Below are 12,396 nucleotides of genomic sequence, written 5' to 3' on the forward strand. Positions count from 1 at the left end.
TAAAAAGATTAAAATGATTTTGCAATTGCGAAAAATTAATCTGTGAGAGTCTGTGAAATCTGTGGCAAATAAAACTAAAATTCTTCAGTATCCAAAGCGCGGTTGATGAATTCGTTTAGAGGTTTTAAAGCGATGAGTTTTTGGCTCATTTTTTTTACGAAATCTTTTTCCATCACTTCAGAAACATTATAAACCTGAGTTGCGGTGAAACTTTTTAATTTTAAAAACTCAATTGCAGGATGGTCTTTTTCGTAACCGCGAGGCATGCTTTTAAGTGAATTGTTTTCGTTGATGTCTAAACTTCCAAATTCTTTCTTGAAGTTTTTGTCGTTTAAAATTTCCTGTAAATCTTCGTAGAAAAAAGCGATTTCTTTACGGACTTTCTTTAAGTCTTCCGCTTCAGGCGAATAAAATCCGCCGGCAATAAAACTCGCACCTTTTTCTATATGAACATAATATCCGGAACGATTTGCGCCTTTTGCGCCAGCCGACATCCAAACGCCCAAATGTGCTTTATAAGGAGATTTGTCTTTAGAAAAACGAATGTCACGGTTTATTCTGAAAGTGCAGTTTTTAACTTCCAATAATTCCAATGAAGGATCAAGCGGTTTCATGGCATCCAGAAAATCACTTACCAATTGATGGTAATCTTTCTTAAAAACTTCATATCGCTTTTTATTTTCCTGAAACCATTCGCGGTTATTGTTCTTTTTTAAATCGTCTAAAAATTGCAATGATTCTTTCGTTAACATAATCCTTATATATTTTATTGCAGTTGTTTTTAAGTTTTTTTGTTCAGGCTAATTTACTGATTTCTATTTTGTGATTACTTCTGAAAACTGATACAAATTGTACCAAATTTCCCGAATTACAAATTGAATATCTTGTAAGTCTGATGTGTCGATTTTACAATCGCTTCGGTTCTTTCTGGATGCGTGTCCGAAATAAAAAGCTGTCCAAAGGTTTCACTGTTTACCATTTCTATAATTTTGGCAACACGCGTTTCGTCTAGTTTATCAAAAATATCATCAAACAAAAGAATAGGTTTTACCCCGCTTTGTTTTTTCAAAAACTCGAATTGCGCCAATTTTAAAGCAATTAGAAAAGATTTCTGCTGACCTTGAGATCCGAATTTTTTTATCGGATGCAAATCAATTTCAAAAGACAAATCATCTTTATGGATTCCAACAGAAGTATAATGCAGCGCTCGATCTTTATTGATGTTTTCCTGCAAAAGTGTTAAAAGGTCTTTTTCGAACAAATGACTTTCGTAAACCAATTGCACACTTTCTTCAGATCCCGTTATTGCCTGATGGTGTCTATTAAATATAGGTATAAACTGTTCTAGAAAATCTTTTCGTTTTTCAAAAATCGATTTTCCGTAGCCTTGCAGCTGTTCGTTATATATAGATAAGGTATCATTGTCAAAAACATGATTCAAAGCAAAATATTTTAAAAGTGCATTTCGCTGTGTGATTACCTTTTGATATTGTATTAATTCGTGTAGATAAGTAGCGTCTAATTGCGAAATCACACTGTCCATAAATTTACGGCGCGTTTCGCTTCCTTCAACGATCAAATCTCTATCTGCCGGCGAAATAATAACTAGCGGAATAAAGCCAATATGATCTGAGAATTTGTCGTATGCTTTTCCATTTCGCTTTAGAACTTTTTTCTGTCCTTTTTTTAAACTGCAAACAATCTGCTCGGTTCTCTCATTTTTTTCGAGTTCGGCATCAATCACAAAAAACTCTTCTCCATGTTTGATGTTTTGAACAGCAAGCGGATTAAAATAACTTTTTCCGTATGCCAAATGATAAATAGCATCGAGCACATTAGTTTTTCCAATGCCATTTTTTCCAACAAAACAGTTTATTTTGATGTCAAAATCAAAACTTGCTTCAGAAAAGTTCTTATAATTAAATAATGAGATTTTGTTTAAATGCATTTGTAAGTACTCCAAGTGTAATATTTACGGCTTTTGAGCAGTAAAAATTTGAGGCTGCAAATTACCGAAAATTATCGATATAATTGGCTTTAGCCCTTTCTTAGGCTTATTTATTTTACCGCTTTTGCGAAAGGATAAGTGAATCGTGAAAATATTTCTTTTAAAATAGTGATAAAATTGAAATTTTTTACCTCAGTTTCAATAAAAATTTTATTTTTGCCGTTCACTAAATAAATTTTAAATGGCAACTTACAATAAAAGAGGATATAAGACACCAAAAGAAAAGGAAGTAAAAGAAGTGGTTACTGAAGAGCAACAAGTAGTTATTGACGAAAAAGACAGCACAACAGCTGGAGTTTTCTCAAAATTAGACGAAACAGCTTCAAGAACTGAGGATTGGGTGGCTAAAAATCAAAAAATCATTATTGGTTTAGTTGCTGGTATCGCGGTTGCTACAATTGGATATTTGGCTTACCAAAAATTTATAGCAACTCCGAAACAAGAAGAGGCTGCAAGTGAAATGTTTGTTGCACAACAAAACTTTGAAAAAGCTGTAAACGGTGTTTCTAGCGATTCATTATTCAAATTATCATTAAACGGTTCAGAAGGTAAATTCGGATTTATTAAAATCGCTGACGAATATTCTGGAACAAATGCTGGAAATTTGGCAAATTACTATGCTGGTATCGCTTACTTAAATACTGGTAAATTTGATGAGGCAATTAAATATTTAGGTGAATTCAAATCAGAAGATGTAGTTTTAAGTGCTTTAGCTAAAGGTGCTACAGGAGATGCTTATTCTCAAAAAAATCAGCAAAAAGAAGCTTTAGATTTTTATGTAAAAGCTGCTGAGTCTAACAAAAACGATTTTACAACACCTCGTTTCTTGTTAAAAGCTGGAAAAACTGCTTTAGCTTTAGGGCAAAAAGAAGATGCTTTGAAATACTTTAATGATATTAAAGATAATTACGACAATACTCCAGAAGCAGCTTCTGTTGATGCTTTGATTGGATTAGCACAATAAAAATTTTAGACTTTAGATTTAAGATTGTAGATTTGTAGTTACGAATCTAAATTCTAAAATAAAAAATCTAAAATATTACAGATGGCTACTGAAAATAAAAATCTATCAGAATACGATAAAAACACAATCCCAAACGCGAAAGACTTTCGGTTTGGGATTGTTGTTTCTGAATGGAATGACACTATAACAGAAGGACTTTATAATGGTGCTTTTGATGCTTTGGTGGATTGCGATGTTCCTGCCCAACAAATTATCCGTTGGAATGTTCCAGGAAGTTTTGAGCTAATCTACGGCGCTAAAAAAATGCTTCAGACACAAAATGTTGATGCGGTTATTGTAATTGGATGCGTAATTCAAGGAGAAACGAAACATTTTGATTTTGTTTGTGAAGGCGTTACACAAGGAATTAAAGATTTGAATGTTCAAACTGATGTTCCAGTTATTTTCTGTGTTTTAACAGATAATAATATGCAACAATCTATTGACAGAAGTGGAGGAGTTCACGGAAACAAAGGAACTGAAGCGGCAATTGCGGCAATAAAAATGGCTTATATTCGTCAGCAGGCTTCAATAGCTCACGTTTATAATCAGCCATTATTAGCTTCGGGAGCCATTCAAATTGAAGATTCTCCGAAAAAAATAGAAAACGAATAAGCACTTTTGTTTTAAAAAATATTAAAACCTATACTGTTAAAGTATAGGTTTTTTTATGCTTTTTTTGTGATTGTGTTAGGTCGCATCGAATTTGGAATTATATTATATTTGAGTTGATATCAAATTTTGGAATTATGAAAAGACCTTTCCTTCTTATTTTATTGTTATTATTTTTTGAGGTTATTTTGGCTCAAAATAAAATCAATCAAAGTTTAAAAATAGAATTGGATTCGATTATGAAATCAGATCAGATTCTTAGAGAATATCTAGATTCTGAAACAACAGAAATTAGAAAAAAAGAAATTTTAAAGGAAATCGGTAAGGAGGACGATAATAATTTCAAAAATAATATATGGATGTATATGAATGCGCAGGATTCTGTGAATATGAAGAAGGTTGAAAAAATTATTCTGGATTATGGTTATCCCGGGAAAAGCTTAGTAGGCGAACCAACAAATGAATCTGCATGGTATGTTATTCAGCATAGTAAAGAAATATCAAAATATTTGCCTTTGATTGAAGTTGCTGCTAAAAAAGGAGAAATTGCGTTTACTCGTTTTGCAATGATGGAAGATCGTTATCTGACTCAGCAAGGTAAAGAGCAGATTTACGGAACTCAAGGGCAAGGAAAATTAATTACAAATAAACAGACCGGAAAGAAAGAATTTTTTAATTACGTTTCTCCAATTCAAAATCCAAAAAAAGTTAATAAACTGCGAAAAGAAGCTGGTTTTGCTACAACAGTTGAGGAAAATGCAAAGAGAATGGGGATTGAATATAAAGTTTATACACTTGATGAAATTGCAAAAATGAATTAATATAAATTGCAATTCTTCTGTTTTGTAGACTGTTGTAGTTTTTGTTTTTTTTATGATTATTCTTATTCTAAAAGCCAATCAAAATTCACTAAATTTGTACTTCTTGGTTTATAAAAAACCTAATCTAAACTTTAAAATTATTTTTGCTTAATGTCGAGTATTATTCAATTGCTTCCTGATCACGTTGCTAACCAAATTGCTGCTGGAGAAGTGGTTCAAAGACCAGCTTCAGTTGTAAAAGAATTGTTAGAAAATGCTGTTGACGCCAAAGCAACTGATATAAAATTAATTATAAAAGATGCTGGTAAATCACTAGTTCAGGTAATTGATAATGGTGTTGGAATGACTGTTACAGATGCCCGTTTGTGTTTTGCCCGTCATGCTACTTCCAAAATCCGCCAGGCAGAAGACTTATTTTCGCTTGGAACAAAAGGTTTCCGTGGAGAGGCTTTGGCTTCTATCGCAGCGATTGCGCACATGGAAATGAAAACCAAACAAGATCAGGATGAACTTGGAACGCATATTGTAATTGAGGGAAGTAAATTTGTTTCGCAAGAAGTGGCTGTTTTACCAAAAGGAACTTCATTTGCGGTTAAAAACTTGTTTTTTAATATTCCGGCTCGCCGTAATTTCTTAAAGTCCGATACGGTTGAATTTCGTCATGTGATGGATGAGTTCCAGCGTGTAGCATTGGCACATCCAAATATTCATTTTAGTTTTTATCATAACGGAAGCGAAATGTACAATCTTCCTGCAGCAGGATATCGCCAGCGAATTGTTGGTATTATGGCAGGAAAAACTAATGAAAAATTGGTTCCTGTAAACGAGGATACCGAAATTATAAACGTTCAAGGTTTTGTATGCAAACCTGAATTTGCTAAGAAAAATAGGGGTGAGCAGTTCTTTTTTGTAAACGATCGATTTATAAAAAGCAGCTTTTTGCACCACGCTGTAATGTCTGCATACGACGGATTGCTGAAAGATGGTTCTCAGCCAAGTTATTTCTTGTATCTGCAGGTTCCGCCAAATACCATAGATATTAATATACATCCAACTAAAACAGAAATTAAGTTTGATGACGAGCAGGCCTTGTATGCTATCTTAAGAGCGTCTATCAAACATAGTTTAGGGCAGTTTAATGTTGCTCCTGTTTTAGATTTTGACAGAGATGCCAATTTAGATACGCCATACCATTATAAAGATATGGAGGTGGGAATTCCAACGATTCAGGTAGATGGAACTTTTAATCCTTTTACTGATGATAAAACCAATCAGCATTATAGTAAAGCCGCTTCGGGATCATCAGGATATAGTTCGGGGTCTTCTTTTTCATCTTCGTCGGGATCATCTTCTTCTGGCGCATCGTATTCGGGTTATTCCAAAAGGGTAGAACCAACCACAAGCTGGGAAAGTTTATATGTTGGTTTAGATGTCGAAAATCCGGAAAGCATAGAAAGTTCGCCATTTACATTCGAAAATGAAGAAGTGACTTCTTCTTTGTTTAATGATGAAGATGTAGAACAAGCTACTCAGAAAACGTATCAAATTCATAAAAAATATATTGTATCGCCTATAAAATCAGGAATGATTATTGTGGATCAGCAGCGTGCACATCAGCGAATTTTGTACGAACAATTTTTGCTGAATATGACCGTTAATCAAGCTTCGAGCCAGCAGTTGCTTTTTCCTTTAGATTTGTTTTATTCAGCATCTGAAATGGAATTAATTGAAGAATTAAAACCTTCTTTAGAAACTACTGGATTTGTTTTTGACGAAAGCAAAACCGATCATGTTGTAATTTCTGGAATCCCTGTAAATATTACAGAAAGTGAAGTCTCGCAGGTAATCGAACAACTATTAAGTGATTTGCAAGACGGAATCCCGGCAAATAGTTACAGTCAGAACGATACAATTGCCAAGTCAATGGCCAAAAGTTTAGCGGTTAAAACAGGATCTTATTTAACCGAAAAAGAACAAGATAATTTGGTAAACGGATTGTTTGCTTGTAAAGATCCGAATATTTCACCTTTTCAAAAACCTACCTTCATCACCATGCGTGTTGAAGATATAGATAAAAAGTTTGCTTTATGATGAATATGACTCCAGTAGTTAAACAACTGCTTATTATTAATATTATATTTTTTATTGGTTCTCAGTTAGTGCCAATGTCTTACGAGTATTTTGCGATGTTCTTTCCAGAAAATCCAAGTTTCCGAGTATGGCAGCCTATTACGCATATGTTTATGCATGGCGGGATTATGCATATTGCGTTTAACATGTTTGCATTGGTTTCTTTTGGATCTGCTTTAGAGCATTTTTGGGGAGGTAAAAAGTTTTTATTTTTTTACATCTCTTGTGGCTTAGGTTCAGCATTGCTTCATACAGCGGTAAATTATTACTTTTTTGAGGATACAATTAATGTATTGACAGCAAACGGGTTTCATAAAGCGGATATCTTAAATATTTTAAGTCAGGGAAAAATCGATACGAGATGGCAAAGCTTAGTAAGTTCAGCTCAATTTGACGGATTTACAAGTGCTTACATTGGAACTGTTGTTGGGGCTTCAGGTGCTATTTACGGTTTGCTGACTGCTTTTGCTTTTATGTTTCCTAATGCAGAATTGGCACTTTTGTTTATTCCAGTTCCAATCAAAGCTAAATACTTTGTTCCTGGGCTTTTATTAATGGATTTGTTTTTAGGTGTTAAAGGTACTTCTCTGTTTGGGGGTGGCGGTACAGGTATAGCGCATTTTGCCCACGTTGGAGGTGCAATTACTGGTTTTTTAATGATGTGGTACTGGAAAAAAAATCAGTTTAATAACAACCGTTGGAATTAATTTTTAACTTTAAAGTACAAATTCTAAAACAAAAGAGTTTCTATGAATATTTTAGACGATTTAAAATTACAATATAGATTAGGAGGTATTGCCATGCGTGTCATGTACTGGAATATAGCATGTTTTATTGTATCGCTTATTTTCTTCTATAACTATTCAAATGGTTTTTTTAATTTTCCGAGTTGGATCGCTTTGTCTTCAGATCCTCAGGTTTTTATGTTTAAACCATGGACTTTTTTAACGTACGCTTTCTTTCATGATGGATTTTTGCATTTGTTGTTTAATATGATGGTGCTTAATTTTGCCAGCTCTTTGTTTCTCACGTATTTTACTCAAAAGCAATATTTAGGATTGTATCTTTTAAGCGCTCTTTTTGCAGGAGTGGCTTTTGCGTTGAGTTTTTATCTGTCTAATATTGGTGGTTCCATTGTTGGAGCGTCTGCTGCCATCATGGCAATTTTGGTCGCTACAACAACTTATTCTCCGCTAATGAATGTTCGCTTGTTTCTATTTGGAAATGTAAAACTTTGGCATATTACTGCTGTTATTATAATTTTAGATTTGATGCAGTTTCGTCTTGGAAACATGGGCGGGCATATTTCTCATCTAGCTGGTGCCTTCTTCGGATTTGTTTATATTAAATTGCTGCAAAATGGTACCGATTTAAGTACTATCGTTTCTAAAACTTTAGATTTCTTTGCGAATCTTTTTAAAAAATCTCCTACGACCCCATTTACAAAAGTTCATAAAAATTACAGAAAACCTACAGAAAAAACCACATCAAGAATTGTTACTAAAGATAAAACGCAACAACAGATTGATGAAATTTTAGACAAAATAAGTCAGTCAGGATACGACTGCTTAACAAAAGAAGAAAAAGAGTTTTTATTTAAAGCTGGAAAATAAACTTGTAGGAGATAAATATGAAAAACCTTTCTTGGTTTAATAAAATAATGTTCTTTTTGAACATAGTGCTGACTGTGCTTACATTTAGCGTCTATGTTTTACCTTTTTTAGCACCTAAAAGTTTTCCGCTTTTATCGGTGCTTACTTTGTTTATGCCAGCCTTTTTTGTGGCCAATATATTGTTTTTTATCTATTGGGGAATTCAGTTTAAAAAACGTCTTATTTTGTCTGGTTTGGTTTTGCTAACAGGAATTACATTCATTAGTAAGTTTTATAAGTTTTCTGGGAAAGAGTATGTGAAAGACGAAAAGGATTTCTCTGTAATGAGTTATAATGTTCGTCTGTTTAATGTTTTTAAGTGGCTGGACCGTGATGATATTCCGGCCAATATTAAATCTTTTATCGACGAAAAAGACCCTGACATTTTGTGTATTCAAGAATATTCAAATTCTGCACATTTAGATTTAAAAGTATATCCGCACCGTTATATTTTTATTGATGGTAAAAAAATTAAAACGGGACAGGCTATTTTTTCTAAATTTCCTATTATAGACGAAGGAAAGATTGTTTTTCCGAAATCAGATAATAATGTTGTTTATGCTGATATTAAGCGCGGAAAAGATATTATTCGTGTCTATAATATGCACTTGCAATCCATTAAGATATCTCCAGATGTAAGCGAGATTTCTGATGATATTGATAATGTAAATCAGAAAAAATCACAGCGTATTTATGCTAGAATCAGTAAAGGATTTACACAGCAGCAAGAACAGGCTGAAATTTTTAAAGAGCATATTAAGAAATGCAATTATCCGATTATTATTTGTGGCGACATGAATAATAGTCCGTTTTCTTATGTTTATAGAAGTATTAAAGGCAAGCTAAAGGATGCCTTTGAAGAAGCGGGAGAAGGTTTTGGAGCTACTTATAAGTTTAAATATTATCCTGCAAGAATTGACTATATTTTTACAGACAGTAAAATGAAAGTAAAGCAATTTGAAAGTTTCTCTGATTTCGAAAACTCAGATCATTATCCTATAATGACAAGGCTTTTGGTGGAATGATTTATTAGCAGAAAGTGAAAAGTGAAAAGTTAAGAAGATATGAGAATTCATAGCTCATGACTTTTAACTCATAACTCATAAATCATAGCTTATATGATTTTCTGTGTTTTTAGATAATCCATTGCAAACTTACCTTCATTAAAAAGTAAATCCAAAACACTTAAATTGTTGATGAAGCCATGTTTGTCGTCAAAAACCTGAGTGTATTTTTCGAAAGAATTTGCATCTTTTTTACCATTTGCCAAATATCTGAAATCGGTAAAATCATTTACTTCATGAAAATATTCTGTTGTTTTTCCAAATTCTAATTTCATTCTAAGACATTTCGTAACAATGTCTAAAACCTCGAAGTTTAAATCCATCAAAAAATGGTGTTTTTTCTCAAAAATAGGGGCAATATCGTCTTCAAAGTACTCGAAGAACGGAGAGCTTCTATATGCCGCTTCAAGCGATTTAAAATGCTGTTTCTGCCAATCAAATTCGTTTTCGATCAAAACGTCTTTTGTTTTCTGATGTGTCGCTTTAGAATGCTTAACAGGAACGTTTAATAATTGAATTCCATTAGGACTATAGATGTAAGTTCTATTTCTATTAGTTTGTTTCTGAAAATTATCTTCCATTTCAAAAGTGATGCTGTCAGATTGCGCAATTACGGCAAAATGACTGATAGATGGAAAATAAGTTGGAAGTATTAAGGAATTCATTTCGTTTTGTTTCAAGTTTAAAAGTATCAGGTTTCAAGTTGACGTAAAAACGTGAAACTTGAAACCTGGTACAAAAATAACTTTTTTTTAATTATGCTTTATTCTCTCTTCTTTTTTTCCAAATAAAATCTCCTACAAAATAGATAGCTAAAAGGATTAAGAAGTATTTGAAATAAGATTGAGGCTGACCTTTACCATCTACAGTTGTAAATACTCGGCTCCAGCGAACTTTATTGATGCCTTTTCCGTTAGTATCCCAGCTCATCCAAATGAAAACTGGTTTTCCTACAATATGATCTTCTGGAACATAACCCCAGTAACGGCTATCTTCTGAGTTATGACGGTTGTCTCCCATCATCCAATAATAGTTTTGTTTGAAGGTATATGTTGTTGCAGGTTTCCCATTAATTATAAATTTTGAACCTTGCAATTCTAATGTATTTCCTTCATAATTGGTGATGATCTCTTTATAGAAAGGAAGAGATTCGTTTGTTAGAGCAACTGTTTTTCCTGCTTCAGGAATGTAAATAGGCCCCATGTTATCTTGGTTCCATTTGTTGATATGAGGGAAAATGTCATTGTTGTTTCCTGTATCAACTTTTCTAATTACAGCAGTAACGCCTGGAGTGTGTTTAAACCTTTCTGCTCCAGCTTCTGTTAATGCGCCTAAATAAAGAGTGTCTCTTTTTTCAGTTCTAAAACCTGCTGGATCTGTAATATCTAATTCTTTGAAAATAGTTTCAAAGTCAATAGGTGTTTTTCCGTCTAAAGCTACAGCGTATGAGTATTGAGGTTTTGCTCTTTCAGGTAAAACTAATTTTTTTCCGTTAATAAAAACGTAACCGTCTTTTATTGATAAGCTGTCTCCAGGAATACCAACACATCTTTTTACATAGTTTGATTTTTTATCAATTGGCTTGATGACACCTGGTCTTCCTTTTGGTTCAAAGAAATAGTGAACTGTATCGACGGGCCAGTTGAAGACGACAATGTCGCATCGGTTTATTTTCTGAATAGCTGGTAATCTAAAATAAGGTAATTGTGGCCAGCTTAAATAAGATTTACTTTTAGTTAAAGGAATAGAGTCATGAACCATTGGTAATGCAACAGTTGTCATTGGAACTCTAGGGCCATAGTTTAATTTGCTTACAAATAAGAAATCACCAATCAATAAAGATTTTTCTAAAGATGATGTTGGAATTGTATAAGGCTGTACAACATAAGTATGCACTAAAGTTGCGACTATAATGGCGAACAATAAAGAGCTAACAGTATCTGCCGTTTTATTTTCAGGAGTTAATTTACGGTCTTTATGGTATTCTAATTTTTGAGTATAATTAACAACATAGATGTAAAAACCGAATGTGAAAAGTCCTAAAATAGTGTCTAAGGTTGATTTTTTGCCAAAGGTTCTTAGTGTTTCCACCCAAATAACTGGAAACATAATCAAGTTGATAATCGGGATGAAAAGTAGTAATGTCCACCATGTTGGGCGCCCGATAATCTTCATTAAAACGATAGAATTGTATACCGGAATTGCTGCTTCCCAGCTTTTTCTTCCTGCTGCCTGATACAATTTCCATGTTCCAAGAAAATGAATAATTTGAACGGCTAAGAAAAATACGAACCAAGAGTAAAGTGTCATAATATTGTATTTTAAGTTTCAAATTCAAGTATTTAATAATCCTGAATTTTGGTCAATTATTGTAAGTTTAGTACATCTTTCATAGAGAAAATTCCCTGTTTTCCTGCTAGCCATTCTGCTGCAACGACAGCGCCAAGGGCAAAACCTTCGCGGTTATGAGCAGTATGTTTAATTTCGATGCTGTCAATAGCAGAATCGTAATTTACAGTGTGTGTTCCAGGTACTTCTCCAATTCTTTTTGCTTCAATATGAATTTCATTCTTTTTTGCTTCATCCATAGTCCAACTTGCATAGTCGCTGTTTTGAATAACGCCTTGAGCTAAAGAAATAGCTGTTCCGCTTGGAGCGTCTAATTTATGGATGTGGTGAATTTCTTCCATCGAAACTTTATAAGAATCGAATTGCTTCATGATTTTAGCTAAATATTCATTAAGTCCGAAGAAAATATTTACTCCCAAACTGAAGTTCGAGCTTGAAATAAATCCTCCTTTTTTCTCATTGCAAAGTGCAATCATTTCGTCATAATGCTCTAGCCATCCTGTTGTTCCAGATACAACAGGGACATTAGCGTTAAAAGATGCAGAAATATTGCTCACCGCTGCTGATGGAACACTGAAATCGATGGCAACATCGGCTGTTGAAAGCCCGTCATAGGTGTTAAATTCATCTTTTCTTAAAACTATTTCATGACCTCTTTCTAAAGCAATTCTTTCAATTACTTTACCCATTTTTCCGTATCCTAAAAGCGCAATTTTCATTATGATTTATTTTTTTGATTTTTTAAATAGAATTCAAT

General features: G+C 33.4%; 12 protein-coding genes. 7 read left to right on the forward strand and 5 right to left on the reverse strand.

Annotated features, from left to right (window positions below; all coding sequences use genetic code 11):
- Positions 1-74: 74 nt before the first annotated feature.
- Positions 75-752: a DUF2461 domain-containing protein gene (locus ACFO3N_RS24325; protein WP_379801428.1), complete on the reverse strand. Its 678-nt coding sequence runs from the start codon at positions 750-752 to the stop codon at positions 75-77.
- A 116-nt stretch (positions 753-868) separates the two neighbouring features.
- Complete coding sequence (recF, locus tag ACFO3N_RS24330) at positions 869-1,948, reverse strand: DNA replication/repair protein RecF (RefSeq protein ID WP_379801429.1); 1,080 nt, start codon at positions 1,946-1,948, stop codon at positions 869-871.
- Between the two features lie 241 nt (positions 1,949-2,189).
- Between recF and ACFO3N_RS24335 the strand changes: the two genes are divergently transcribed.
- From ACFO3N_RS24335 to ACFO3N_RS24365, 7 genes are all read left to right on the forward strand, one after another.
- A complete protein-coding gene (locus ACFO3N_RS24335; RefSeq protein ID WP_379801430.1) occupies positions 2,190-2,972 on the forward strand; it encodes a tetratricopeptide repeat protein in 783 nt (260 codons plus the stop codon).
- A gap of 81 nt (positions 2,973-3,053) precedes the next feature.
- Complete coding sequence (ribH, locus tag ACFO3N_RS24340) at positions 3,054-3,626, forward strand: 6,7-dimethyl-8-ribityllumazine synthase (RefSeq protein WP_095929433.1); 573 nt, start codon at positions 3,054-3,056, stop codon at positions 3,624-3,626.
- A 134-nt stretch (positions 3,627-3,760) separates the two neighbouring features.
- Positions 3,761-4,444, forward strand: coding sequence for a DUF6624 domain-containing protein (locus ACFO3N_RS24345; RefSeq protein ID WP_379801431.1), 684 nt, complete (start codon positions 3,761-3,763; stop codon positions 4,442-4,444).
- Positions 4,445-4,594: 150 nt separating this feature from the next.
- Positions 4,595-6,535, forward strand: coding sequence for a DNA mismatch repair endonuclease MutL (gene mutL / locus ACFO3N_RS24350; protein WP_320493109.1), 1,941 nt, complete (start codon positions 4,595-4,597; stop codon positions 6,533-6,535).
- Positions 6,532-7,281, forward strand: a complete 750-nt coding sequence (locus ACFO3N_RS24355) for a rhomboid family intramembrane serine protease (protein WP_379801432.1) — start codon at positions 6,532-6,534, stop codon at positions 7,279-7,281. Before mutL ends, ACFO3N_RS24355 begins: the two co-directional genes overlap by 4 nt.
- 42 nt (positions 7,282-7,323) lie before the next feature.
- Positions 7,324-8,187: a rhomboid family intramembrane serine protease gene (locus ACFO3N_RS24360; protein WP_379801433.1), complete on the forward strand. Its 864-nt coding sequence runs from the start codon at positions 7,324-7,326 to the stop codon at positions 8,185-8,187.
- Between the two features lie 17 nt (positions 8,188-8,204).
- Positions 8,205-9,251 carry an endonuclease/exonuclease/phosphatase family protein gene (locus ACFO3N_RS24365; protein WP_379801434.1) on the forward strand — a complete coding sequence of 349 codons (1,047 nt, stop codon included), beginning with the start codon at positions 8,205-8,207 and terminating at the stop codon, positions 9,249-9,251.
- Between the two features lie 89 nt (positions 9,252-9,340).
- Here ACFO3N_RS24365 and ACFO3N_RS24370 read toward each other — a convergent pair whose 3' ends face one another.
- From ACFO3N_RS24370 to dapB, 3 genes are all read right to left on the reverse strand, one after another.
- A complete protein-coding gene (locus ACFO3N_RS24370; protein WP_379801435.1) occupies positions 9,341-9,955 on the reverse strand; it encodes a WbqC family protein in 615 nt (204 codons plus the stop codon).
- Between the two features lie 91 nt (positions 9,956-10,046).
- The gene (lepB, locus tag ACFO3N_RS24375; protein ID WP_379801436.1) at positions 10,047-11,600 is read right to left on the reverse strand and encodes a signal peptidase I; all 1,554 of its coding nucleotides are present in this window, start codon (positions 11,598-11,600) and stop codon (positions 10,047-10,049) included.
- A gap of 56 nt (positions 11,601-11,656) precedes the next feature.
- Positions 11,657-12,358, reverse strand: coding sequence for a 4-hydroxy-tetrahydrodipicolinate reductase (gene dapB, locus ACFO3N_RS24380; RefSeq protein WP_379801437.1), 702 nt, complete (start codon positions 12,356-12,358; stop codon positions 11,657-11,659).
- Between the last annotated feature and the right edge of the window lie 38 nt (positions 12,359-12,396).

Source organism: Flavobacterium chungangensis, from assembly GCF_042654045.1.
Lineage (GTDB): Bacteria > Bacteroidota > Bacteroidia > Flavobacteriales > Flavobacteriaceae > Flavobacterium > Flavobacterium chungangensis.